Genomic DNA, 26433 nt, shown 5'->3' on the forward strand with positions numbered 1-26433 from the left:
GCGCCGCTACAAATACGTGCACACTCTGTAGCGGCGCGATTCATCGCGCGTTTTTTTAAAACCGGCGCGGGTTTAACCCCGCGCTACGATTTAATTAAAACGCGCATCGCGATCGGCGGTCAGATCGTACAGCTGGTACTTACGGCCCAGCATCTGACCACCGTCACGCGTCAGCGGCACCCAGTTCACCTGCGCACGGCCACGGGTTGGCGTGACGGTAAACAGATCCATCGGAATCGAAATATAGAAACCTTTGGTGAAATCCCCTTCGCCATACGCTTCGGCTGACACGTTGGTTTTGGTGGCGTAGAAGCCGACCATTACGCCGCTGTCAAAGCGCTTCGACACATCCAGCGTGACCCCTTTGTCCTTCGCCAGATATTCACCGACGCTGGCTTTCACCAGCACATCCTGCATGAACCACGGACGCCAGTAAGCGGTAAGGTGCCCGGTCGGCGCCTTATAGTCGGTGAACTGCATCATGTTGTCCCAGTCACGCTGCTTCACGTAGTTCGCATCGAGACCGAAAGCCCAGTTGCTGTCCACCGGGCGATACAACAGCTCGCCGCCCACGCCGCCGTACATGGTTTCCAGATAGCCACCGTACACCTGGCCGTAGAAGCCATTGCCGAGATAGCGCATGTAGTTGGCCTGCAGATCATTCACGTAAACGTTGTTCTCCACGTAGTCGCGAATGTGGGTGCGCACGCGCGGCAGCGTCGAGTCGGCTGGCGCGCCGTTGTAGTTGAACTTGTCATAGTTGTTGGCGATGTTGCCAAACAGGCTGCCGCCAATCAGCCAGTGATCGGTCAGCCAGTAATCGACATTGCCCATTACGCCGAGCTGATACATGTAGAAGCTTTCCGGACCGCCGACCGACTGGTTCAGCACCGGCGACAGGCTGTAGTTAAGGCGATCCTTACGGATGAAATAGCCCTGTTCGGTGGTGCCCGGATCGATAGGTTCTTCACGCGTCTGCTGCAGCGGCTGCTCGTGACCGAGCGGATAGCCGCGCAGTTCGTTATTCAGGCTGACCACATCGGTGCGCGTGGTGACCTGCGGCATGTTAAAGCGCGACTCGGTGACTTCAATCGTATCAATGCCCGCCGGCAGATTGTTCATGATGATGCGGTTAGCGCGGTCAACGCCTTCGCGCGTGTCGCGATATTTGGTCTGCTCACCGGAAACGTATAGCGTGCGGCCTTTGGTCTGGATGCGCGGACCATCCAGTCCGGCATTGTATTTCAGATCGGTAAGCTGATTAGCGACCACCGTCGGCTGCAGCAGATCGCCCTGCGGCTGTGGCTGATAAGCCGGTTTTGCGCTATCAAGGTGCGACTGGTGTAACGAATTAAAGTTGGTGCGTACGGTCACGCCAAACATAAAGGTATTGCCGCGCTCGTAGCTGGCGTTGATATCCGCCCAGTCGGTAAGGCGATAGATTGCGCCAACGTTGACCTTACTGCGCTGCTCCAGCCGGCCGGCAAAATCGTCCTGATAATCGTTGCCTTCATACTCCAGCTTGAGGCGCAGCGGCTGCCACGGCGTCTGGTATTCGATGCCACCAAACAGTGCCGCCGGGCCGTGGAACATCTGGGAGCCGTTAATGGAACCCGCCGAACCGCCGCCGGTGCGGCTGCAGAAGCTATCGCTGTAGGAGCAGAACGGGTTTTTGATGGTGCCGCTGTTGCCGAGATAGCCCCAGCCCAGGCCGAGGCTGAAATCAAACGGTCCCCAGGCTTTACTCGCCACCAGATATTCGCTGTCGAACAGGCCGGTACCGCCCAAATCGCGCGAACCCACCGCCACTTCCGGCAGCCAGAAGCTCTCCTGCCACAGGCGCAGCTTCAGGTCGAAGGCTTTGTCTTTATAGCTCTGGTTGCCGCTGAAGCCTTCCACCGCACTGTAGCGGCGGGTGCGTACGTCGGTATAGCGCACCGTGGTTTCCAGCCACGGGAACAGCTGCAATGACGCAGAATAGTAACGATATTGATCGTTATCGCGGAAGTTCAGGCTAAATTCGCCCTCTTTTGCCATGCGCGCGGTCGGCGTTTGCATCAGGCCCACGCCGCCAAAATCAGATTGTGAAGGACCGACCGGTTCCGGCCAGGTTTCCGCCTGCACCTGGCATGCGGCGGCGACAGAAGCAGCCAACAGGCTGAGGAGTAATTGTTTTTTCATCAGTCTGGCATCCGGTGAGTCAGAACGGAAAGCATGCGCGCATTCAAATCAGGCTGGCCCCAGGGCAGGCTCCATGTGGAAAAGCCCAGCCAGATGATGCTGCCAGGCTCGACTTCAACATGCCGCTGATTCCAGTAAGCGATCGGCACCTGCTGCGTCTCACCTGACGGCGCAATCACCGTGGCCACGCTGCGCTCGGCACCCGATAAACGCGCATGCGGCGCGAGGTAGTCACGCACCGTGCGTCCTGGCTGCCAGCTCTCACTGCCGGGATGGCTGAGTGCGCCCATCACCCGTACCTGCGTCGGCGCTGCCACGATGTACAGGTCGTAGCTGCCCTGCAGTTTACGGTTGGCTTCCGGACGCAGCCGCACCCAGTCGGGATCGAGCGAAGTAAACTGGCGCCCGGTAACCTGCAGGGCGCTGAGCTGCTGGATTACGCTGCCGATGGTCGCGGCCAGTGAAGTACCGCTGTCGGCCTGCCAGGCGCGCAGATCCGCCAGCAGCTGAGCGTGCTGCTGCTGCGCCACGGCGGTCGCACCGCGTTCGGCAATCACCGTGCCCGGCCACCAGCTGTGCAGCGCCGGGTTCGTTACCAGTTCACTCAGGGTGCTGGCATGATCGATCTGGAAACTGCGCTGATCGTGCGCAGGGTGTACCGTCACCTGGCTATCCGCCAGCGCGTGGCTGGCCGCCGTGAGGGCGAGTGCCGCCAGCAAAGAATTGATTTTTTTCATGATTTTGCCGGCTTCAGAAGGGTGGTTGCAATCGGGAACTGGTCAGCCGCCAGCATCTGCTGCGCCTGCAGCACCGTACCGTCGCGGTTATCGATCCAGAAGGTGTTCTGCCAGCTGACGCCGGGGCTCTCCATCTCAACCGTTTCGTGCCAGACGCGGCAGGGCACCCGCTCGCCGGCGAGGTTCAGCACTTCATCGTCGCCGCGCTGAAAGGTGGAGTGGGCGGTGGCGGCGCGCACGTTGTCCTGCTCGCGCCACTGCACGACGCGCGTCCACTGCGCGCCATTTTGCAGCCGCAGCGCATCGGCCAGCGGATCCTGCGCCAGGTTACTGACGGCCTGCAGGTTGTCGCGCAGACCGAGGGTTTTCACCAGGCGGCCGTGCTGCATCACCAGCATGGCTTTATCCTGGGTTACCCATTTCTGCTGGCCGTTTTCCAGGTAGCCCAGCACCACAAAGATGCGCGGACCGTTGTCGACGCGCGCATACAGGCTGGCATAGGGCAGGTTAGCGATTTGTTCATCGCTGACGGTGACATCGTCCGGACCGCTGATGGCGAGCATCACGGTCTGTTCGAGGCCTTTTTGCGTTTGTGTGCAAGCCTGCAGCAACAGGCAAAGAAGCAGCAAAGAGAGTCGGCGCACTGTGTATCCCTGTCTCAATAGAGGCAAAAAAACAAAAAATAACCACACGACTGTGTGGTTATGTTTAAAGGTGCTACATCAACGAGTGGTGCTCGTTGTGGTAGTGGTTGTTGTACCGGTATTTGCACCGTCGCCACCGCCAGCAGCGGCAACGCCGAGACCCACTAACGCACCGAGTGCGCCGATACCCACAGCGGTGGTCGCACCGGTCGAGATTGCTCCCGCCTGCGCGCCTGCTGCAGCACCGGCTTCTTCCGGTGCGGCAATCGCAGCGGAAGAAACGGCAACGTAAAGTAAGGCTGCACCGGCAACCATCAGTTTTTTCATAACAACGTTTCCTGCATCTTGATAAAACGTGAATGAAGGATATTACCCGTCATACCGTACGCTGCCGTCCGATGGCCGCTGGGCCGCATGCAGCTGGCTAACCGTGGTCAGCGCGCAATAATGTTTCCCGGGCCGCCGGGCGACAGCGGGGAAGTATTCAGGGCAGCCTTGAAGGCGCGTTCAGTATAGGGCAACAAATTACCAGAGTTCAGCGCCAGAAAAAGAGGGGGATTAAGCAGGACATTTCTGGTGATAAATAAGGCGAATTGGCGTTAGCTGCTTTTTTTAATTGCGCTTTTTTCGCTGGCTGGAATATTTGCGCAGGACGTTATAGCACAGCAGCATTTTTCACTTTTGCATTAAAAAATGGCACGGAATAGGAATAATCAGATTTTCCTGAAAGGGTTAAAATAGAAAGACAAATTTAATCAGTTGCTTAGGTGGGTGAGGCGGATAAATCAGATCCATTTTTTATCAGATGAGCCCGCCACTCATGATGGCATCTTCCGATTTTCCTTAGGCCATTTTAAGAATTATCTAACCGCAGCGTGGCAGCAAAATCCGCTTATTTACGGCGGGGCAGTTGATCGGAGCAAAAAAAAGGCGGCATGTGCTGCCGCCTGATGAGCCTGGGAGTGAAATTAACGCCAGGATTTGTAGCGATTAATTAAGCCATTGGTGGAGCTATCATGGCTGTTAATCTGCGCATCGTTTTCCAGCTCCGGCAAAATGCGGTTAGCCAGCTGTTTGCCCAGCTCAACGCCCCACTGATCGAAGGTGAAGATGTTGAGAATCGCGCCCTGAGTGAAGATCTTGTGCTCGTACAGCGCAATCAGCGCGCCGAGGCTGAACGGAGTGATTTCACGCAGCAGAATCGAGTTGGTCGGACGGTTACCTTCAAACACCTTGAACGGCACGATATGCGCGACGGACTCCGCCGATTTACCGGCATCGGTAAACTCTTTCTCTACCACCTCGCGGGCTTTACCAAACGCCAGCGCTTCGGTCTGAGCAAAGAAGTTGGAAAGCAGCTTCTGGTGGTGATCGGCCAGCGCGTTGTGGGTCTGCGCCGGCGCAATGAAGTCGCATGGAATCAGCTTGGTACCCTGATGGATCAGCTGATAAAACGCGTGCTGCCCGTTGGTGCCGGGTTCACCCCAGATAATTGGGCCAGTCTGGTAATCCACCGGGTTGCCGTCGCGGTCGACGTACTTACCGTTGGACTCCATGTTGCCCTGCTGGAAGTAAGCGGCAAAACGGTGCATGTACTGGTCGTACGGCAGAATCGCTTCAGTTTCGGCACCGAAGAAGTTGTTGTACCAGATACCGATCAGCGCCAGCAGCACCGGCAGGTTTTGCTCCGCCGGCGTGTTCGCAAAGTGCTGGTCCATGGCATGCGCGCCGCTCAGCAGCTGTTCGAAGTTCTCGAAGCCGATGGACAGGATGATCGACAGACCGATGGCGGACCACAGTGAGTAGCGGCCACCGACCCAGTCCCAGAACTCGAACATGTTGGCGGTATCAATACCAAATTCGCCGACCGCTTTCGCGTTGGTTGAGAGCGCGGCAAAGTGCTTCGCCACGTGCTGCTGATCGCCGGCGGTGTTCAGGAACCAGTCGCGCGCGCTGTGGGCGTTGGTCATGGTTTCCTGCGTGGTAAAGGTTTTCGACGCCACGAGGAACAGCGTGGTTTCCGGGCTAAGCGGTTTCAGCGTTTCGGCAATGTGCGTGCCATCAACATTGGAAACAAAGTGCATGTTGAGGTGGTTTTTATACGGACGCAGCGCTTCGGTCACCATGAACGGGCCGAGGTCTGAACCGCCGATACCGATGTTCACCACGTCAGTAATCGGCTTGCCGGTGTAGCCTTTCCACTCGCCGCTGATGATGCGCTCTGAGAAGGCTTTCATCTTCGCCAGCACCGCGTTCACTTCCGGCATTACATCTTTGCCATCCACGAGGATTGGTGTGTTGCTGCGGTTGCGCAGGGCCACATGCAGCACGGCGCGATCTTCGGTGCGGTTAATCTTCTCACCGGAGAACATGGATTTGATGGCGCCCGCCAGATCGGTCTCTTTCGCCAGCGCCTGGAGTTTGTCGAGGGTTTCCTGGGTGATGCGGTTTTTTGAGAAATCCACCAGCATCTGATCATCAAAGGTGGCAGAGAATTTCGCAAAACGATCGGCATCCTGCGCAAACAGGTCTGCAATCTCTACCGATTTCATCTGATCAAAATGCTGCTGCAGCGCTTTCCAGGCTGCGGTTTGTGTCGGATTGATATTTTTCATGGCAACACTCTTGTTGATATAAGAACCGTCATTCCATCCGGGCGCATCCTGTCTGGCCCGGCATGCTGAGCATTTGTTACGGCTTGCACGCGTTTCAGTATGACCACAGTTGCAACTGAAAGGAAAAAATTTGTGACGCCAGCCGCAGCGTTTCAGGTAAATCCGGCGGCGATTGTCGGCCGGTTCGCCGCGCATTACTCTGCGCGGCATCAGCAAAACACCGGTTTTTTCGCACCGCTGACTACTTTAGGCGGCTGGCGGCTTCCGGGTTTGTTTAGCAATGCGCTGCATAAGTGTAAAAATGAATTTTCCCGGCGCCGCAAGGCTGGACAGCGGAACAATTAATCAGTATTTTGTGCGCGCGACTTGCACCTCCGGGTGCAAGCCAGAAGAGGCGCGTCGCCCAGGCAGTGTGTTTGAGGATCCGTATCCAGCGAGAACACATCAGGGGGTGCGACGCCGAGGTGGTGCAACACGCGGAGTGTTGTGCTGTCGGCTGCAGGGGCTGAATCCTCTGGGTTGTCACCAGAAGCGTCCGCAGTCGGACGTTTCGCAAGGTGAAGTGCTTTTGGTGACTCATCTCCTGATCTTGTCTGTCCAATTCTGCTCTTCTCTTGTGCCAAGGCTGTTACCCGATCTTCTCTTCCGCGAATGGGAGGAGATAACCTGACACGAGGTTTTGTTACATGTCTCAATCGTTGATCGTGGCAAAATTTGGCGGCACCAGCGTTGCCGATTTCGATGCCATGAACCGCAGCGCGGACGTCGTGCTGTCTGATGCCAATACCCGTCTGGTGGTGCTCTCTGCCTCGGCGGGCGTGACTAACCTGCTGGTTTCGCTGGCTGAAGGCCAGGAACTCGAGCAGCGCGCTTATCTGCTGGATCAAATCCGCACCATTCAATACGCCATCATCGATCGCCTGCAGTCGCCGGACGTCATCCGTCAGGAGATTGATCGCATGCTGGAGAACATCATCATGCTGGCGGAAGCGGCGGCATTAGCCCGTTCGACCGCGCTGACCGATGAGCTGGTGAGCCACGGCGAACTGATGTCGAGCCTGCTGTTTGTGGAGATTCTGCGCGAGCGCCAGGTGAATGCCGAGTGGTTTGACGTACGCAAAGTGATGCGCACCAGCGACCGTTTTGGCCGCGCCGAGCCGGATGTGGCCGAGCTGAAAACGCTGGCAGCGGCTCAGCTGCAGCCGCGCACCGCAGAAGCGCTGGTGATCACGCAGGGCTTCATCGGCAGCGAAGGCAAAGGCCGCACCACCACGCTGGGCCGTGGCGGCAGCGATTACACCGCTGCGCTGCTCGGCGAAGCGCTGCAGGCGACGCGTGTGGATATCTGGACCGACGTGGCGGGCATCTACACCACCGACCCACGCGTGGTGCCGCAGGCGAAACGCATCGAAGAGATCACCTTTGAAGAAGCGGCGGAGATGGCGATCTTCGGTGCGAAAGTGCTGCATCCGGCGACGCTGCTGCCGGCGGTGCGCAGTGATATTCCGGTGTTTGTCGGCTCCAGTAAAGATCCGGCTGCGGGCGGCACGCGCGTCTGCAACGAGACTAAAAATCCGCCGCTGTTCCGCGCGCTGGCACTGCGGCGCAAACAGACGCTGCTGACGCTGCACAGTCTGAACATGCTGCACGCGCACGGCTTCCTGGCGGAAGTGTTTGCTATCCTGGCGCGCCACAGTATTTCGGTTGATCTGGTTACCACCTCGGAAGTGAGCGTGGCGCTGACGCTGGATACCACCGGTTCAACCAGCACCGCCGACAGTCTGCTGACCCAGGCGCTGCTGACCGAGCTCTCTTCCCTGTGCCGGGTAGAAGTGGAAGAGAATCTGGCGCTGGTGGCGATCATCGGCAACAACCTGTCGAAAGCCTGCGGCGTCGGCAAAGAGGTGTTCGGCGCGCTGGAGCCGTTTAACCTGCGCATGATTTGCTACGGCGCAAGCAGCTACAACCTGTGCTTCCTGGTGCCAACGCCGGATGCGGAAGAAGTGGTGCGCGCGCTGCATAAGAATCTGTTCGAATCTTAATTGACGCATAAGCCACCTGAAGCCGGACAATGTCCGGCTTTTTTTATCTCTGCCGTTCAGCCTGACGCTATTTCGGACAAATGCCAGCGGAATGCCTATGCCTGCCTGGCGATCTTTAGCAGCCGATAGGCATTTTCTGTCGTCGGCCACGCTTATGATAATGAAATGTTATGATCCGGCGCAGGTCGCTGCGGTTCGTTCCCCGCGCGCCGTTTCATCTGTGGCAAAAAACCAATTAAGTAAAACGCTAAGGACATTTCTTCATGCTCGCCAAACTCACCCGCCTGTTTCCGCTCTGGGCCGTACTGCTGTCCGTTGCAGCCTATTATTCGCCGTCCACCTTCCTCGGCATCGGCCGTGGGTAACCTACCTGCTGATGCTGATCATGTTCGGCATGGGCGTGACGCTCAACATTGACGATTTTAAACGCGTGCTGGTGCGTCCGGCGCCGGTGATTGCCGGCACGTTCCTGCACTATCTGGTAATGCCGCTGGCGGCCTGGGCGCTGGCGAAACTGTTCCAGATGCCGCCGGATCTGGCCGCCGGGATGATTCTGGTCGGCAGCGTGGCCAGCGGGACAGCCTCGAACGTGATGATTTATCTGGCGAAGGGCGACGTGGCGCTGTCGGTGACCATCTCGTCGGTTTCGGCGCTGGTGGGCGTGTTCGCGACGCCGCTGCTGACGCGCTTCTACGTAGATACGCACATTCAGGTCGATGTGGTGGGCATGCTGCTCAGCATCGTCAAAATCGTGGTGATCCCGATTGGGCTTGGCCTGATTATTCACCACTCTATGAACAGCGTGGTGCGCCGTGTTGAGCCGTATCTGCCGGCGTTTTCGATGGTGTGTATTCTGCTTATCATTAGCGCGGTGGTCGCCGGTAGCCAGGGCTTTATCGGCTCGGTAGGGCTGATGGTGATCGCGGCGGTAATCCTGCACAACGCCATTGGGCTGCTCGGCGGCTACTGGGGTGGCAAGCTGTTTGGCTTTGACGAATCCACCTGCCGCACGCTGGCGCTGGAAGTCGGTATGCAGAATTCCGGACTGGCGGCCACGCTGGGCAAACTTTACTTCTCACCGCTGGCCGCGCTGCCCGGCGCACTGTTCTCGGTGTGGCACAACCTCTCCGGTTCGCTGCTGGCGGGTTACTGGTCGGGTAAAACGATTGAGAAGAAGCAGAAATAACGGGGCATGCGTACCGGTGGTCATCAATGACGATCGGTTACGCACCATCGTCCTGTTGATGCCGGTGCGCATAAATGCGCACCCTACAAAAAACACGCGATAACCTTGCCGAGGGCGCAATAAATGCGCCCTCTGTAAAAACGCGCAATAATCTTGTAGGGTCGCCATTCATGGCGACCGCAAACACTCAACGGGCAGCGTGGCGTCATAAATAGTCATTCAAAAATATTCCACTGGCGCACTAATCCTCACCTCATATAAATATGCAAGCACCAGGAACCCCTACACGGGCCAGCCCGATTTATTCTTTTTTTACTGATGCAGGAAAAGCCAGAAAAGGAAACAGTAAATAAGGCGCAACGATCAAAAGAATAAATACTCCCCGTGAATATCCCGCATCGTTTATTCTTCTGCTGCCACAAGCCAGCGATGGCAGAACGAAAAGCAGTAAAGGAATCCATGCTATTTCATTCGTGGGTGAAGCGAACACACTGAGATAACAACAAAACCAGATAATCTGGAACATCATAAAAATGATGTAGCATAAGCGGCTATCTTTGCCACTATAATCAAATGTCTTAATCAATCCATTCTTTATGGATGTTAATAAGAGAGTCAGCGCCATTTTATTCTAACCACCACAAAAATGATGAGAGACAGCAAGCTGTTCACCGTCGAAAAACACGTAAAGTAGAGATTTTACGATAAAACGGATAACGCGTGTTGTGAACCTGAATGTTGTCTATTAAATACCAGGCAATAACATGTGTTGAATCATGCCATTCCTGGTATTATTAATTAGCGCCGCCACCATGCGAAACGCTATAGCTTCAGGTAAACCCGAATCCCGTCCAGGAACATCTGCGTCGCCAGCATAATCAGGATCAAACCCATTAATCGCTCCAGCGCGTTGACGCCTTTATCCCCCAGCAGGCGCAGGAACAGGCCGGACATTAGCAGAATCACCACCGTGACGCCCCAGGCAATCAGCAGGGCGCCGACCAGATGCGTCATCTGATTGGGATACTGATGTGACAGCAGCATCAGGGTAGCGAGCAGTGAGGGCCCGGCGACCAGCGGGATCGCCAGCGGCACCAGGAACGGCTCTTCGCCGGCGGGCAGGCCGCTGGTGCTGGTCTCGCCGGACGGGAAAATCATGCGAATGGCGATCAAAAACAGAATGATGCCGCCGGAAATCGATACCGTTTCGGTGCGCAGATTAAGAAACGCCAGGATGCGTTCACCGGCGAACAGGAACAGCAGCATCAGAATCAAGGCGATCAGCATCTCGCGCATCAGCACTACGCGGCGGCGCTTCGGCTCCAGGTGCTTCAGCACCGACATGAAAATCGGCAGGTTGCCCAGCGGGTCCATAATCAACAGCAATAGTATGGTCGCGGATATCATTTCAGTCATCAGAGGTAAACCATCCCTTCAGGTCGGCCACAGCCGTTATAAGTTGTACTGCTGAAAAAGTTAGCGCAATCGAATTAATTCACTTGCCAGAAGTGCTGCATTTTGTAGAGTTGTGGGTCATAGGTAAACCTGATTATTACGCAGACTGGCGCATTGCTGGCGCTGGTCTTTTTTTGCACCACCCAGGCCCCGGCCCGAGTTCCTGAGACGGACAGAAAATGAAGAATGTAGGTTTTGTTGGTTGGCGTGGCATGGTCGGCTCTGTGCTGATGTCACGTATGAGCGAAGAACGCGATTTCGATGTGATCAATCCGGTCTTCTTCTCCACCTCGCAACTGGGTCAGGCTGCGCCGACGTTTGGCGGTAAGTCGACCGGTGCGCTGCAGGATGCGTTTGATATTGAGGCGCTGAAGGCGCTGGATATCATCATCACCTGCCAGGGCGGCGATTATACCAGTGAAGTCTACCCGAAGCTGCGCGAGAGCGGCTGGCAGGGCTACTGGATTGATGCGGCCTCCACGCTGCGCATGAAAGATGACGCCATCATTATTCTCGATCCGGTCAACCATCAGGTGATTCGTCAGGGCCTCGACAGCGGCATCAAAACCTTTGTCGGCGGTAACTGCACCGTCAGCCTGATGCTGATGTCGCTGGGCGGACTGTTCGCTAACGACCTGGTCGAGTGGGCCTCCGTCGCGACGTATCAGGCGGCCTCCGGCGGCGGCGCGCGCCATATGCGCGAACTGCTGACCCAGATGGGCATGCTGCACGACCACGTTGCGACTTCGCTGCAAAATCCGGCCTCCGCCATTCTCGACATTGAGCGCAGCGTGACTGACTTTACCCGTTCCGGCACGCTGCCGACCGACAACTTCGGCGTACCGCTGGCCGGCAGCCTGATCCCGTGGATCGACAAGCAGCTGGACAACGGCCAGAGCCGCGAAGAGTGGAAAGGCCAGGCGGAGACCAACAAAATTCTCTCGACCCGTCACACCATTCCGGTCGATGGCCTGTGCGTGCGCGTCGGCGCGTTGCGCTGCCACAGCCAGGCGTTCACGTTGAAGCTGAAGAAAGATGTGCCGCTGAACGAAATCGAACAGCTGCTGGCCGCGCACAACGAGTGGGTGAAAGTGGTGCCGAACGATCGCGACATCACCATGCGTGAACTGACGCCTGCCGCGGTGACCGGTACGCTGACCACGCCGGTGGGCCGTCTGCGTAAGCTGAACATGGGGCCGGAGTATCTGTCGGCCTTCACCGTCGGCGATCAGTTACTGTGGGGCGCTGCCGAACCGCTGCGTCGCATGCTGCGTTTGCTGATCGACTAAGCGCAGCGCGAATCCAGACAGGCCGGGGTTTCCCGGCCTTTTTTCTTTCCACGGGAGTGCAAAACTTAACCCAAATTGCGCCCGACAAGTGATCAGCTTCCCCTTTTTGCTCGCCCGATAACAATTTTTTGCGTTCCACCCTGGCTTCTGCCAACCCCAAGCTATGATTTAACAGTGATGTGCCGGTTGTTAACTGTTTTTACTTTGCGAATGGAATAGTTGTTGTACACGGCCAGGATCTTTCCCACGGAGGGTGTCCTTCCTTGCTGCTGTATGTATGGCTCATGAAAAGCAGCGCACCTATAGCGACAATCCTGTCTCTCCGGTCGCCTGCGCAAAAAATCATAGGAAGAAAGTCATGTCAGAGCTTCCCGATCGCCATGCGATCAATGCCCTTTTCGCCGGGAATTATGCCGACCCCTTCTCAGTACTGGGGATGCACCAGACCACACAAGGTCTCGAAGTGCGTGCGCTGTTACCGGATGCATCCGAAGTCTGGGTGATTGAAACCAACACCGGCCGCAAATGCGCCCAGCTTAAATGTCTTGATTCGCGCGGCTTCTTCAGCGGCGTGATCCCGCGCCGTAAAAACCTGTTTCGCTACCAGCTGGCAGTCAACTGGCACGGCCAGCAAAACCTGATCGACGATGCCTACCGCTTTGGCCCGCTGCTGGCGGAGATGGATGCCTGGCTGCTGGCCGAAGGCACGCACCTGCGGCCGTATGAAACGCTCGGCGCGCACGGCACCACCATTGATGGCGTTGCCGGCACGCGCTTCGCCGTCTGGGCCCCGAACGCGCAGCGCGTTTCGGTGGTAGGCGAGTTTAACTTCTGGGATGGCCGCCGCCATCCGATGCGTTTCCGCCGCGAACTCGGCATCTGGGAGCTGTTTGTCCCCGGCGCGGTTAACGGCCAGCTGTACAAATTCGAGATCATTGATGCGCACGGTCAGATGCGCATCAAAGCCGATCCGTTCGCCTTCGAGGCGCAAATGCGTCCGCAGACCGCCTCGATGATCTGCGGCCTGCCGCCGAAGCTGGAGATGCAGCCACAGCGCAAAATCGCCAACGGCTTTGACCAGCCGATCTCCATTTACGAGGTGCATCTCGGTTCGTGGCGTCGCCACACCGACAACAATTTCTGGCTGAGTTACAAAGAGCTGGCCGAACAGCTGGTGCCCTATGTCAAAGAGATGGGGTTTACCCATATCGAACTGTTACCGATCAACGAGCATCCGTTCGACGGCAGCTGGGGCTATCAGCCGCTCGGCATGTACGCGCCGACGCGCCGCTTCGGCACGCGCGATGAGTTTCGTCACTTTATCGCCGCTGCCCACGAGGCAGGTCTCAACGTGCTGCTCGACTGGGTGCCGGGCCATTTCCCCAGCGACGATTTTGGCCTCGCCAAATTCGACGGTACCGAGCTGTACGAGCACAGCGATCCGCGTGAAGGCTACCATCAGGACTGGAATACGCTGATCTACAACTTTGGCCGGCGCGAGGTCAGCAACTATCTCTCCGGCAATGCGTTGTACTGGATGGAGCGCTTCGGCATTGATGGCCTGCGCGTCGATGCGGTGGCGTCGATGATCTATCGCGACTACAGCCGCAAAGAGGGTGAGTGGGTACCTAACCAGTTTGGCGGCCGTGAAAACCTCGAAGCCATTGCCTTCCTGCGCCATACCAATCGCACGCTGGGCCGCGCCGCACCCGGCAGCATCAGCGTGGCGGAAGAGTCTACCGATTATCCCGGCGTGACGCGGCCATCCGAAGATGGCGGCCTGGGCTTCTGGTTCAAATGGAACCTCGGCTGGATGCATGACACCCTCGACTACATGAAGCTCGATCCGGTGCATCGCCGCTACCATCATCAGCTGATGACCTTCGGCATGCTGTACAACTACACGGAAAACTTCGTGCTGCCGCTGTCGCACGACGAAGTGGTACACGGCAAAAAGTCGATCCTCGACCGCATGCCGGGTGATACCTGGCAGAAATTTGCCAACCTGCGCGCCTATTACGGCTGGATGTGGGGCTTTCCCGGCAAAAAACTGCAGTTTATGGGCAATGAATTCGCCCAGGGTCGGGAATGGAACTACGACACCAGCCTCGACTGGCATCTGCTGGAGGGGCTGGATAACTGGCACCACGGCGTGCAGCGACTGGTACGTGACCTGAACCACAGCTATCGCCACTTTTCGCCGCTCTATCAGCTCGATTTCGATGCCAGCGGCTTCGAGTGGCTGGTGGTCGACGATCACGAAAACTCGGTCTTTGTGTTTGTGCGCCGCGACCGCGAGGGCAACGAACTGATCGTCGCCAGTAACTTAACGCCGGTGCCGCGCCACAACTATCGCTTCGGCGTGAATCAGCGCGGCGGCTGGCGCGAAGTGCTGAACACCGACCAGCATGATTATCACGGCAGCGATCTGCGCAATCACGGTATCGTCCATACCGATGACATCGCCAGCCACGGGCGCGAACAGTCGCTAAGCCTGACGCTGCCGCCGCTCGCCACGCTGTGGCTGGTGCGGGAGGGCGATTGATGCTCCAGCCGGGCCAGCCGGTACCGCCGGGTGCCCATTATGACGGGCGCGGCGTCAACTTTACGCTGTTCTCGCGCCACGCGGAGCGGGTGGAGCTGTGCCTGTTTGATGAACAGGGGAGTGAGCAGCGTTTCCCTCTGCCGGCGCGCAGCGGTGATATCTGGCACGGCTATGTTCCGGCGCTAAAGCCGGGGCAGCGCTATGGCTACCGCGTGCATGGACCGTGGCAGCCAGAGCGCGGTCATCGTTTCAATCCGGCCAAACTGCTGGTCGATCCCTGTGCCAAAGCGGTATGCGGCGCGGTGCCAGACGACGCGCGCCTGCTGGGTGGTGAGTGGCAGCAGGATGATGCCGATAGCGCTGGCGTTGCCCCCAAATCGCTGGTGATCGCCGACGATTTTGACTGGCAGGACGATTGTGCGCCGCGCACGCCGTGGGGCAAGACGGTGATTTACGAGGCACACGTACGCGGCCTGACGCAGCAGCATCCGGAAATTCCGGAAAGGCTACGCGGGACATATGCGGCGCTGGGGCATCCTGCTATGGTGAGCTATCTGCGCCGGCTGGGTATCACCGCGCTGGAGCTGCTGCCGATAGCCGCGTTTGCCAGCGAGCCGCGCCTGCAACGGCTCGGCCTGAGCAACTACTGGGGCTACAACCCGTTTGCGCTGTGGGCGCTGCATCCGCATTACGCGGCGGGTGAAGCGGGCCAGACGCCGCTGCAGGAGTTTCAGCAGGCGGTAAAAGCGCTGCACGCGGCGGGCATTGAAGTGATTCTGGACGTGGTGTTCAACCACAGCGCCGAGCTGGAAGAGATTGGCCCGACACTGTCGCTGCGCGGCGTCGACAACGCCAGCTATTACTGGCTGGGCGATAACGGTGAATATCACAACTGGACCGGCTGCGGTAATACGCTGAACCTCAGCGATCCGCAGGTGCTTGACTGGGCGCTGGGCGCGCTGCGTTACTGGGTGCAAACCTGCCACGTTGACGGCTTTCGTTTCGATTTGGCCAGCGTGCTCGGGCGCACGCCGGATTATCGCCAGGATGCGCCGCTGTTTGTGGCCATGCAGGCCTGCCCGGTGCTGTCGCAGGTGAAGCTGATCGCTGAACCCTGGGATATCGGCCCCGGCGGCTATCAGGTGGGCAACTTTCCGCCCGGCTTCGCCGAATGGAACGACCATTTTCGCGATACGGCGCGCCGCTACTGGCTGCACGGTGAGTTGAGTAACGGTGATTTTGCCCGCCGCTTTGCCGGCTCCAGCGATGTATTTCAGCGCGCGGCGCGTCTGCCGCACGCCAGCATTAATCTGATCACCGCGCACGACGGCTTCACGCTGCGTGACGTGGTGAGTTATAACCAGAAGCATAATCAGGCCAACGGCGAGGATAATCGCGACGGCAGCAGCAGTAATTTCAGCCATAACCATGGTTTTGAAGGGCTGCAGGGCAACTTCGATGTGGTCGAGCGGCGGCGGCGCAGCGTGCATGCATTGCTGACCACGCTGCTGCTGGCGCAGGGCACGCCGATGCTGCTGGCCGGTGACGAACGCGGTCACAGCCAGCACGGCAACAATAATGCGTACTGTCAGGATAATCCGCTCACCTGGCTGAACTGGCAACAGGATGATTTTGGACTGGTCGACTTCACTGCCGCGTTAATCCGGCTGCGTCAGCATATTCCCGCGCTGACGCAGGACAGCTGGTGGCAGGAGGGCGATGGCAACGTGCAGTGGTTGAATGCCAGCGGCAAACCACTGGAAAGGGATGAGTGGGAACAGGGGATGCACAGACTGCAGATCCTGCTCTCCGGCCGCTGGTTACTAACGATAAACGCCACGGATTCGGTGAGTGACCTTGCCTTACCAGACGGAGAATGGCGAGCCATTCCTCCTTTCGCCGGGGAAGATAACCCCATCCTGACAACTGTCTGGCACGGGCCCGCACACGGCGTGTGTGTGTTCCTAAAGCAATCATAAGGAGTCAGACATGGTGAAATTAGATAGAAACGACCCCCTGATGCTGGCGCGCCAGCTCCCTACACAGACGGTTGCCCTGATCCTTGCTGGCGGGCGCGGTACGCGCCTGAAAGATCTTACCGCCAAACGCGCCAAGCCTGCCGTGCACTTCGGCGGCAAGTTCCGCATCATCGACTTTGCGCTCTCCAACTGTATCAACTCCGGGATTCGGCGCATCGGCGTCATCACCCAATATCAGTCACATACGCTGACGCAGCACATTCAGCGCGGCTGGTCCTTGTTCAACGAAGAGATGAATGAGTTTGTCGATCTGCTGCCGGCGCAGCAGCGCGCCTCGACCGAACACTGGTATCGCGGTACCGCCGATGCGGTCACGCAGAATCTCGACATCATTCGCCGCTATAACGCGCAGTACATCGTGATTCTCGCCGGGGATCACATCTACAAAATGGATTACTCGCGCATGCTGCTCGACCACGCCGATCGTGGCGCTAAGTGCACCATCGCCTGTCTGCCCGTACCGCTGCATGAGGCCACCGCATTTGGCGTGATGGCAGTCGATGCGGACAACAATGTAATCGATTTCGTTGAGAAACCGGCGCAGCCGCCGTCCATGCCGGGCGACGAAAGCAAAGCGCTGGCCAGCATGGGCATCTACGTGTTCAACGCCGATTACCTCTATGAGCTGCTGGAGGAGGATTTGCAGATCGCCGACTCGAGCCACGATTTCGGTAAAGATCTGCTGCCGAAGATCGTCGCCAGCGGCGAAGCCTACGCGCACTCCTTCACGCTGTCGTGCGTACAGAACGACGAAAACGCGGAACCTTACTGGCGCGATGTCGGTACGCTGGAAGCTTACTGGCGCGCCAACCTCGATCTGGCCTCGGTGACGCCCGAACTCGATATGTATGACCACGAATGGCCGATTCGTACCCACATGGAGCCGCTGCCGCCGGCCAAATTTGTCCAGGATCGATCCGGCAGTCACGGCATGACCATGAACTCGCTGGTCTCCGGCGGCTGCATTATTTCCGGCTCGGTGGTGGTGAATTCGGTGCTGTTCCCGCGCGTGCGCGTTAACTCGTTTTGCAATATTGATTCGGCGGTGCTGCTGCCCGATGTGGTTATCGGGCGATCGTGCCGTTTGCGTCGCTGCGTCATAGACCGTGCCTGCGTCATTCCGGAAGGCATGGTGATTGGCGAAAATCCGGATGAGGATAGTCGCCGTTTTTACCGTTCAGAAGAGGGCATCGTACTGGTGACGCGCGCCATGCTGGCCAAATTGGCCGCTGCGGGTCAGTAAGTGACGAAAGGCAAAGAACATTGCCGCGTGGAACGCGGGCGATAACACAATAGGGGTTCAGGATGCAGGTTTTACATGTCTGTTCAGAGCTTTTCCCGCTGCTAAAAACCGGCGGACTGGCTGATGTCGTCGGCGCATTGCCTCAGGCACAAATTGCCGAAGGTATGGACACGCGGGTGCTGATTCCGGCGTTTCCGGATCTGCGTAAAGGGATTCCTGATACCGAAGTGGTGGCGGAGCTGCAAACCTTTGCCGGGCCGGTCCGCTTGCTGTTTGGGCCCTTCAACGGCGTGGGGATATATTTGATTGATGCGCCGGGACTGTACGATCGTCCCGGCAGCCCGTACCACGATACGTCGCAGTTTGCCTATGTCGATAACTACCTGCGCTTTGCGCTGCTCGGCTGGATGGCGGCCGAGCTGGCCAGCGGGCTGGATACTTACTGGCAGCCGGACATCGTGCACGCGCACGACTGGCACGCCGGTCTGGCCCCGGCCTATATCGCCGCACGCGGACGTCCGGCGAAAACGGTGTTTACCGTGCATAACCTGGCGTATCAGGGGCTGTTTTCCGCGCGACATCTGGACGAAATCCAGATCCCGCGCGCCTATTTTGAAATGCACGGGCTGGAATTCTACGGCCAGATTTCTTACCTAAAGGCCGGCCTGTTTTATGCCGATCATATAACTGCGGTCAGCCCGACCTATGCGCTGGAGATCACCCGGCCGGAGTTTGGCTATGGCATGGAAGCGCTGCTGGAGCAGCGGCTGCGCGAAGGACGGCTGAGCGGTATTCTCAACGGCGTCGATCCCGGCATCTGGGATCCGGCACATGACCTGTTGCTGACCGCCCGCTACGACCGCGACACGCTGGAGAGCAAAGCGGAGAATAAACGTCAGCTGCAGATTGCCATGGGGCTGAAGGTCGATGACAAAGTGCCTGTGTTCTGCGTTATCAGCCGTTTAACCAAACAGAAAGGGCTGGATCTGGTGCTGGAAGCACTGCCGGGACTGCTGGCGCAGGGCGGGCAACTGGTGCTGCTAGGTCAGGGCGATGCGGAACTGCAGCAGGGCTTCCTCGCCGCAGCCGCTGAGCATCCGGGCAGCGTCGGCGTGCAAATTGGTTATCACGAAGCGTTCTCGCACCGCATTGTCGGTGGCGCGGACGTCATTATGGTGCCCAGCCGTTTCGAACCGTGCGGTCTGACGCAGTTGTACGGCCTGAAATATGGCACGCTGCCGCTGGTCAGGCGCACCGGTGGACTGGCGGATACCGTACAGGACAGCTCGCTGGAAAACCTCGCCGACGGCGTAGCCAGCGGCTTCAGCTTCGAAGACAGCAATGCCTGGTCACTGCTGCGCGCGATTCGTCGTGCTTTTGTTTTATGGTCCCGTCCTTCACTCTGGCGTTATGTTCAGCGCCAGGCGATGGGGATGGATTTTAGTTGGCAGGTGGCAGCACAAGCCTACCGCGATCTTTATCAACGCTTGCTGTAATGAGAGATTGGGATACCGCATATGAACGCACCTTTCACCTATGCCTCACCCACGCTGACGGTTGACGCCCTCAAGCACTCAATCGCCTATAAGCTGATGTTTACCATTGGTAAAGATCCGTCGATCGCCAACAAGCATGAGTGGCTGAACGCCGCGCTGCTGGCGGTACGCGATCGCATGGTGGAGCGCTGGCTGCGCTCCAGCCGTGCGCAACTGTCGCAGGATGTGCGCCAGGTTTATTACCTGTCGATGGAGTTCCTGATGGGGCGTACGCTGGGCAATGCCTTGCTGGCGATGGGCATCTATGACGATCTCAACCAGGCGCTGGATGAGATGGGACTCGACCTCAGCGAGCTGATGGAAGAAGAGAACGACCCCGGACTCGGCAACGGCGGTCTTGGCCGGCTGGCGGCCTGCTTCCTCGACTCGCTGGCCACGCTGGGCCTGCCCGGGCGCGGCTACGGCATTCGCTACGATTACGGCATGTTCAAACAGAACATTGTTGACGGGCAGCAGCGTGAATCGCCGGATTACTGGCTGGAATACGGCAACCCATGGGAGTTCCAGCGCTTTAATACCCGCTACAAAGTGCGTTTTGGCGGGCGGTTGCAGCATGAAGGCAGCCGGGTACGCTGGGTTGAGACCGAAGAGATCGTGGCGATGGCTTACGATCAGATCATCCCTGGCTTCGACACCGATGCCACCAACACGCTGCGGCTGTGGGGCGCGCAGGCCAGTAACGAAATCAACCTCGGCAAGTTCAATCAGGGCGACTACTTCGCGGCGGTGGAAGATAAAAACCACTCGGAGAACGTGTCGCGCGTGCTCTATCCCGACGACTCGACCTACTCCGGGCGCGAGCTGCGTCTGCGCCAGGAGTATTTTCTCGTCTCCGCCACGGTGCAGGATATCCTCAATCGCCACTGGCAGATGCATGAAACCTGGGACAACCTGGCCGACAAAATTGCCATCCACCTCAACGATACCCATCCGGTGCTAGCGATTCCCGAGCTGATGCGTCTGCTGATTGATGAGCACAAGTTTACCTGGGACGACGCCTTTGAAGTCACCTGCCAGGTGTTCTCGTACACCAACCATACGCTGATGAGCGAAGCGCTGGAGACCTGGCCGGTGGACATGATCGGCAAGATCCTGCCGCGTCACCTCAGCATCATTTTCGAAATCAATGACTACTTCCTGAAGACCATTCAGGACTACTATCCGGACGACTGGGATCTGATGGCGCGCATCTCGATCATCGACGAAAACGATGGTCGCCGCATCCGCATGGCGTGGCTGGCGGTGGTGGTTAGCCACAAAGTTAACGGCGTGTCGGAGCTGCACTCTAATCTGATGGTGCAGTCGCTGTTCGCCGATTTTGCCCGTCTGTTCCCGGGGCGCTTCTGCAATAAAACCAACGGCGTGACGCCGCGCCGCTGGCTGGCGCTGGCCAACCCGGCCTTGTCTGAGGTGCTGGATGACGCGATTGGCCGCACCTGGCGTACCGATCTGGCTCAGCTGAGCGAGCTGGTGCCGCACATTGACTATCCGGCCTTTATTGAACAGATTGCCGATGCCAAGTTCGCCAACAAAAAGCGCCTCGCGGAGTGGGTGGCGAAGAATATGGATATCGTGCTGGATCCGCAGGCGCTGTTCGACGTGCAGATCAAGCGTATTCACGAATACAAACGTCAGCTGCTGAACGTGCTGCATGTCATCACGCGTTACAACCGTATCAAAGCCGATCCGACCGCAGAGTGGGTGCCGCGCGTCAATATCTTCGCCGGGAAAGCGGCGTCGGCCTATTACGTCGCCAAGCACATCATTCACCTGATCAACGATGTCGCCAACGTGATCAACAACGATCCGCAGGTGAAGAACAAGCTGAAGGTGGTGTTTATCCCTAACTACGGCGTCAGCCTGGCGCAGATCATCATTCCGGCGGCGGATCTCTCCGAGCAGATCTCTACCGCCGGCACCGAAGCCTCCGGCACCAGTAACATGAAATTTGCGCTAAACGGCGCGCTGACCATCGGTACGCTGGACGGGGCCAACGTGGAGATGCGCGAGCACGTCGGCGCAGAGAATATCTTTATCTTCGGCAACACCACGCCGCAGGTGGAGAAGCTGCGCACTGAGGGCTATAACCCGCGCAAATACTATGAAGAGGATGCGGAACTGCACCAGGCGCTGACGCAAATCGCCAGCGGCGTCTTCAGTCCGCAGGAGCCGGGGCGCTACCGTAACCTGTTCGACGCGCTGGTCAACTTTGGCGATCACTATCAGCTGCTGGCGGATTACCGCAGTTATGTGGATACCCAGGATAAGGTGGATAAGCTTTATCGTCAGCCGGAAGAGTGGCAGCGGCGTGCGGCGCTGAACATCGCCAATATGGGCTATTTCTCCGCCGACCGTACCATTCAGGAGTACGCGGATGAGATCTGGCATATTTCGCCGGTGAGGTTATAAAAAAGGTCGCCATGAATGGCGACCCTACAAAATATGACCCGATGCGCATTGATGCGCATCGGATACAATCCCACAACCGCTGCTGTTTGTCACAGGGTGCGCATTAATGCGCAACTGGCACAATCCCACAACCGTTGCTGTTTGTCACAGGGTGCGCATTGATGCGCAACTGGCTCAATCTCACAACCGCTGCTGTTTGTCGTAGGGTGCGCATTAATGCGCATCGGGTAACGGCTTACTTCAGAGTAATGCTCTTCACAATCGCATCGGCATCGCTCTGCGCCTGCTGCTGATTGTCGGCGGGCAGGGTGATCTGCAGCGTCAGCAGTTTACCGTCCACCTTCGCCAGAATAACCGAGGACCAGGAGGTCTGGTTATTGGCGGAAATCACCGTATCCAGCTGCTGTGCCGGCTGGTCTTTCAGCGTCACCGCTTTGTTCGACACCACCTGCAGCTGCGGATCGCGGTTGCGCTGCTGCTGCTCCAGACGCTGAGCCAGCGCATCCAGTCCTTCACTGGTCGGATCGCCCGCAATCACGATAATCGCGCGCTGGCCGGTTTCATCAGCATACACGTGCATATTGGTGGATTCCGAACCCAGCTTGCCGCTCTTATCCGACATGCCTGCTGGCAGGCTGAAACTCAGCTTACCGTCCATCAGGTTCACAGTCTGTGCTGACTGACTGGCGCTGGCGCCGTTGCTGTTTGCCGCTGTGTCGTCTTTCTTCTGATCACACGCCGCCAGGCCTAACACCAGCAGGCCGATGCCCGCATATTTCACTAAGTTACGCATTCTTATCCCTTCGTAAGGTTTCCATCAGCCGTTATCAAAACGGAATCGGTGCTTAAAAGCAATCAGCGCTTTGTCAGGAAATCTTAGCGTGCCGTGGCGTTTCGTCTACGTTCAATTAGCCGAAATTCATCTGGCGCTGAGCCGAACGTTCCGCCAGGCGCTTAAGTGCCGCATTGAGCAGAACACCGTAAGCAGGCAGGAAGAAAACCATGCAGATCAGCACTTTGAAGCTGTAATCCACCAGTGCGATCTCCACCCAGTGGCTGGCCATGAACGGGTCCGGACTCTTATAAAAGGCGATAAAGAAGAAGGCCAGCGTATCGCTGATATTGCCGAGGAACATGGCACAGGCAGGCGCAATCCACCATTGCGGCAGTTTACGCAGACGGTTAAACACGTGCACATCAAGGATCTGCCCCAGCGCATAGGCCATAAAGCTGGCGCAAGCGATACGCGCCACGAACAGATTGACCTCCTGCAGCGAGGCCCAGCCCTGCCACGCGCCCTGATAAAACACGCACGACACGATGTAGGAGATAAACAGCGCCGGAATCATCACCGCAAGGATAATGCGCCGTGCCAGCGGTGCGCCAAAAATTCGCACGGTGAGATCGGTGGCGAGAAAAATAAACGGGAAGCTAAACGCACCCCAGGTGGTGTGGAAACCGAAAATCGCGACCGGCAGCTGCACCAGATAGTTACTGGAGGTAATCACCAGCAGGTGAAACAGCGATAGCCAGAATAGCGCATGCATGCGCTGACGAGCAGAGAAGTTGATCATAAAGGCCTTTTTTTAAAAATGGGGTGAGGGAACCCAATCCCCTTCATCGTTGGCATTTTTGCTGCGTTGGCCGCGCTTGCGTACCCCGGTCACTTACTTCAGTAAGCTCCCGGGGATACGCGCACTTGCCGCCTTGCAGAAAAGCCAACGATCTTGGGGATGTCTGGTATTGCTTAATAAAAAATCGGACGGCATCTTAGCGTGTTGCGCAACAAATGCAATGGTTAATTTTAGCGCAATCGTTCTCGCCTTGCGCGCGCGCTGTAGCGCGTTAGAATGAGCGCCCACCCTGAATAAAGACAGAGAATCATGAGCGATCCTTTTTCCGCTGCGGACCATACGCTTGATGCGCTTGGGCTGCGCTGCCCGGAGCCGGTGATGATGGTGCGCAAAACCGTGCGTACCATGCAGGCGGGCGAAACGTTGCTGATCATCGCCGACGATCCGGCGACCACGCGTGATATTCCCGGCTTCTGCCGCTTTATGGAGCATCAGCTGCTGGCACAGCAGACCGAGAGCCTGCCGTACCAGTATCTGATCCAGAAAGGCGCGGATGCCTGATCGCGGCATCCGCCCGCCTCAGCGCTGACGCAGCAGGCGCAGCGCGTTGGCGGTGACCAGCGCGGTGGCACCCGAATCGGCCAGCACCGCCAGCCAAAGGCCGGTAAAGCCGAGCAGCGTGGTGACGAGGAAAATCGCCTTCAGCCCCAGCGCCAGCGCAATATTCTGACGGATAATGGCGCGCGTGCGGCGTGCCAGCTGCACGGTGCGCGGCAGAATCGCCAGGTTATTCTGCGTCAGAGCCGCATCGGCCGCTTCCAGCGCCACATCGGTGCCGCTGCCCATGGCAATCCCCAGCGTCGCGGCCTTCATGGCTGGCGCATCGTTGATGCCATCGCCGACCATCGCCAGCGGCTGCTGTTCGCCCAGTTCACGTACGGCGGCTACCTTATCCGCAGGCAACAGACCGGCGCGATAGCTGATGCCGAGTTCGGCGGCTATCGCGGCGGCGGCGCGCGGATTATCGCCGGTCAGCATCACGCTGCGAATTCCCAGCGCCTGCAGCGCCGCCAGCGCACTGCGGGCCTCCTCGCGCAGCAAATCCTGCAGCGCCAGCAGCCCGAGCGGCTGTGCTTCGCGCAACAGCACCACCACGGTTTTGCCCTGTGCCTCCAGCTGCGCAATCTGCTGCTGCTGCGCGTCACTCAGCGCCGCCGCATCACGCGGTGCCAGCAGTTGATGCATCACGCCGTCGATTTGTGCGCGAATGCCGCTGCCGGCCAGCGTTTGCTGATGCTGCGCCGGTGGAATCACCTGCTGCTGGCGCTGCGCTTCCGCGACTATCGCCCGCGCCAGCGGATGGCCGGAGCCCTGCTCGATAGCGGCCGCGAGGCTGAGCAGCTGCTGCTGTGTATCCGCGCCAAACGGTTGCACGTCGGTGACCTGCGGTTTACCGGCGGTCAGGGTGCCGGTTTTATCAAACGCCAGCGCCTGCACCCGGCTGAGGCGTTCGAGCGCCGCACCGCCTTTAATCAGCGCGCCCTGGCGAGCCGCCGCCGCCAGGCCGGAAGTGATAGCGGCAGGCGTGGAGATCACCAGTGCGCACGGGCAGCCAATCAGCAGCAGCGTCAGCCCTTTGTAGATCCACGGCAGCCAGTCGCCTAATCCGAGCAGCGGCGGCAGCACCATCACCAGCAGTGCCAGCAGCATGATGGCCGGCGTGTAGAGGCGGCTGAAGCGATCGATAAAACGCTCCACCGGCGCGCGGTGACTTTCAGCTTCTTCTATCAGCTGCAGAATGCGGTCGATAGCGCTGTGGCCCGGCTGTGAGGTCACGCGCAGCGTCACCAGCCGATCCACGCTGGTTGCGCCTGCCATCACGGCATCGCCCGGCTGATGGGCCACCGGTAGCGATTCGCCGGTCAGCGCGCTTTCATCAAAGCTGGCGCTGGCGTGCAGCAGCTCGGCATCGGCGGGCAGACGACCGCCTGCCGCCACTTCAATCACATCGCCAGGCTGCAGCGCCGCCAGTGCCACCTGCTCACGCTGTGTGCCATTGACGCGCGTGGCGGTGTCCGGACGCAGCGCCATCAGCGCGGTGACGCCACGGCGCGCCCGCGCGGCGGCATAGGCTTCCAGCCGTTCTCCCAGCTGGAACAGCAGCAGCACCATGGCAGCTTCGGCATGGGCGCCAATCACCAGCGCGCCCGCGGCGGCGAGGGTCATCAGGGTTTCAATGCTGAACGGTGAGCCGCTGCGTATGGCCTGCCACGCGCTGCGGGCTACTGGCACCAGACCAACCAGCGTGGTAAGCACAAACAGGCGATCGCCCCACAGCGGCGTGAGCTGGCTCAGCAGCCAGCTGGCGATCATCAACAGCGTGAGCAGTATGAGCGAGGCATTATCGCGCCAGCGGCGCGCCGCCGGTGCGGGGTTCTCAGTGGATTTCAGGCTAAAGCCGGCGTGGTTAACGGCCTGTTCGATAGCCGGACGAATATCGCTGTGCGCCTCCACCAGCAGATTTTCACTGGCGAATATCACCCGCGCGCTGGCGACCTGCGGCAGCTTTTGCACGGCGGTTTCGATTTTGCGGGCGCAGCTCGGGCAGTCCATGCCGGCAATCTGCCAGCGGAACTGATAGGGCGCGGATGCGCGCCTGTCGCTGTCGGCGGCGTCGCCGCCGGGACTGTCGTCATCGCTGGCGCAGCAGCCGCAATCGCTGGACGCGGCCACCGGTTGCGCGGCGGAAATCTTCAGGGATGCAGGCTGAACGCTGCGTACCGCGCACAGCGGTTTTGGCTGACGGTGTGATTTGCCACAGCGGCAAGAGTGGGCATGTTGATGCATGTGACCTCCGGTTGCAGAAGCGGGCCGATGCCCGCAGTCTGCATGCTACACTCTGGAGTGGACTCCAGAGT

The 26433-nt window shown here is 58.5% G+C and carries 19 protein-coding genes, 1 pseudogene and 1 riboswitch; of the genes and pseudogenes, 10 read left to right on the forward strand and 10 right to left on the reverse strand.

All coding sequences use genetic code 11. The features are described from left to right. Window positions 1-90: 90 nt before the first annotated feature. From KOL70_RS13810 to pgi, 5 genes are all read right to left on the reverse strand, one after another. On the reverse strand, window positions 91-2181 hold the full coding sequence (locus KOL70_RS13810; protein WP_058769990.1) for a YjbH domain-containing protein: 2091 nt from the start codon (window positions 2179-2181) through the stop codon (window positions 91-93). Continuing rightward, window positions 2181-2918 (reverse strand): capsule biosynthesis GfcC D2 domain-containing protein, encoded by a 738-nt coding sequence (locus tag KOL70_RS13815; RefSeq protein ID WP_125309296.1) that lies wholly within the window; start codon window positions 2916-2918, stop codon window positions 2181-2183. Before KOL70_RS13815 ends, KOL70_RS13810 begins: the two co-directional genes overlap by 1 nt. Next, window positions 2915-3562, reverse strand: a complete 648-nt coding sequence (locus KOL70_RS13820; RefSeq protein WP_058757594.1) for a YjbF family lipoprotein — start codon at window positions 3560-3562, stop codon at window positions 2915-2917. Before KOL70_RS13820 ends, KOL70_RS13815 begins: the two co-directional genes overlap by 4 nt. A 78-nt stretch (window positions 3563-3640) precedes the next feature. Beyond that, window positions 3641-3889 (reverse strand): exopolysaccharide production protein YjbE, encoded by a 249-nt coding sequence (gene yjbE, locus KOL70_RS13825; protein ID WP_021508031.1) that lies wholly within the window; start codon window positions 3887-3889, stop codon window positions 3641-3643. A 641-nt stretch (window positions 3890-4530) separates the two neighbouring features. Next, window positions 4531-6177, reverse strand: coding sequence for a glucose-6-phosphate isomerase (gene pgi, locus KOL70_RS13830; protein WP_021508030.1), 1647 nt, complete (start codon window positions 6175-6177; stop codon window positions 4531-4533). 99 nt (window positions 6178-6276) lie between these two features. Between pgi and KOL70_RS13835 the strand changes: the two genes are divergently transcribed. The 3 genes and pseudogenes from KOL70_RS13835 to panS all read left to right on the forward strand — a co-directional run bounded on the left by KOL70_RS13835 (window position 6277) and on the right by panS (window position 9405). Further along, complete coding sequence (locus KOL70_RS13835) at window positions 6277-6522, forward strand: hypothetical protein (RefSeq protein ID WP_125309290.1); 246 nt, start codon at window positions 6277-6279, stop codon at window positions 6520-6522. 36 nt (window positions 6523-6558) lie between these two features. Beyond that, window positions 6559-6753: riboswitch (Lysine riboswitch) on the forward strand. A 110-nt stretch (window positions 6754-6863) separates the two neighbouring features. Next, on the forward strand, window positions 6864-8219 hold the full coding sequence (gene lysC, locus KOL70_RS13840; RefSeq protein ID WP_021508028.1) for a lysine-sensitive aspartokinase 3: 1356 nt from the start codon (window positions 6864-6866) through the stop codon (window positions 8217-8219). 263 nt (window positions 8220-8482) lie between these two features. Then, a pseudogene (gene panS, locus KOL70_RS13845) lies at window positions 8483-9405 on the forward strand (ketopantoate/pantoate/pantothenate transporter PanS). Between the two features lie 301 nt (window positions 9406-9706). On the opposite strand, the gene KOL70_RS13850 reads toward panS, so the two are convergent. Further along, window positions 9707-10030 (reverse strand): DUF805 domain-containing protein, encoded by a 324-nt coding sequence (locus tag KOL70_RS13850; RefSeq protein ID WP_215480792.1) that lies wholly within the window; start codon window positions 10028-10030, stop codon window positions 9707-9709. A gap of 197 nt (window positions 10031-10227) precedes the next feature. Then, window positions 10228-10821, reverse strand: a complete 594-nt coding sequence (locus tag KOL70_RS13855) for a YhgN family NAAT transporter (RefSeq protein ID WP_031279795.1) — start codon at window positions 10819-10821, stop codon at window positions 10228-10230. Window positions 10822-11039: 218 nt separating this feature from the next. Between KOL70_RS13855 and asd the strand changes: the two genes are divergently transcribed. The 6 genes from asd to glgP all read left to right on the forward strand — a co-directional run bounded on the left by asd (window position 11040) and on the right by glgP (window position 21941). After that, entirely contained in the window at window positions 11040-12149 is a 1110-nt protein-coding gene (asd, locus tag KOL70_RS13860) for an aspartate-semialdehyde dehydrogenase (protein ID WP_031279794.1), read from the forward strand. Between the two features lie 358 nt (window positions 12150-12507). After that, entirely contained in the window at window positions 12508-14694 is a 2187-nt protein-coding gene (glgB, locus tag KOL70_RS13865; RefSeq protein WP_215480793.1) for a 1,4-alpha-glucan branching enzyme, read from the forward strand. Beyond that, window positions 14694-16673 (forward strand): glycogen debranching protein GlgX, encoded by a 1980-nt coding sequence (gene glgX / locus KOL70_RS13870; RefSeq protein WP_058780908.1) that lies wholly within the window; start codon window positions 14694-14696, stop codon window positions 16671-16673. Before glgB ends, glgX begins: the two co-directional genes overlap by 1 nt. Before the next feature lie 10 nt (window positions 16674-16683). Continuing rightward, the gene (glgC, locus tag KOL70_RS13875; protein ID WP_021508022.1) at window positions 16684-17976 is read left to right on the forward strand and encodes a glucose-1-phosphate adenylyltransferase; all 1293 of its coding nucleotides are present in this window, start codon (window positions 16684-16686) and stop codon (window positions 17974-17976) included. A 62-nt stretch (window positions 17977-18038) separates the two neighbouring features. Further along, window positions 18039-19472, forward strand: coding sequence for a glycogen synthase GlgA (glgA, locus tag KOL70_RS13880; RefSeq protein ID WP_058757589.1), 1434 nt, complete (start codon window positions 18039-18041; stop codon window positions 19470-19472). Between the two features lie 21 nt (window positions 19473-19493). Continuing rightward, window positions 19494-21941 carry a glycogen phosphorylase gene (gene glgP / locus KOL70_RS13885; RefSeq protein WP_058769996.1) on the forward strand — a complete coding sequence of 816 codons (2448 nt, stop codon included), beginning with the start codon at window positions 19494-19496 and terminating at the stop codon, window positions 21939-21941. 235 nt (window positions 21942-22176) lie between these two features. Here the strand turns inward: glgP and KOL70_RS13890 are convergent, their stop codons facing one another. Continuing rightward, a complete protein-coding gene (locus KOL70_RS13890; RefSeq protein ID WP_021508019.1) occupies window positions 22177-22734 on the reverse strand; it encodes a DcrB family lipoprotein in 558 nt (185 codons plus the stop codon). 115 nt (window positions 22735-22849) lie between these two features. Beyond that, window positions 22850-23515, reverse strand: coding sequence for a 7-cyano-7-deazaguanine/7-aminomethyl-7-deazaguanine transporter (locus KOL70_RS13895; protein WP_021508018.1), 666 nt, complete (start codon window positions 23513-23515; stop codon window positions 22850-22852). 309 nt (window positions 23516-23824) lie between these two features. Between KOL70_RS13895 and tusA the strand changes: the two genes are divergently transcribed. Next, the gene (tusA, locus tag KOL70_RS13900; protein WP_021508017.1) at window positions 23825-24076 is read left to right on the forward strand and encodes a sulfurtransferase TusA; all 252 of its coding nucleotides are present in this window, start codon (window positions 23825-23827) and stop codon (window positions 24074-24076) included. Between the two features lie 18 nt (window positions 24077-24094). Here tusA and KOL70_RS13905 read toward each other — a convergent pair whose 3' ends face one another. Further along, complete coding sequence (locus tag KOL70_RS13905) at window positions 24095-26362, reverse strand: zinc/cadmium/mercury/lead-transporting ATPase (protein ID WP_215480794.1); 2268 nt, start codon at window positions 26360-26362, stop codon at window positions 24095-24097. Window positions 26363-26433: the final 71 nt, after the last annotated feature.

It is taken from the genome of Pantoea sp. B270, assembly GCF_018726825.1.
GTDB classification, from domain to species: Bacteria; Pseudomonadota; Gammaproteobacteria; order Enterobacterales; family Enterobacteriaceae; genus Pantoea; species Pantoea dispersa.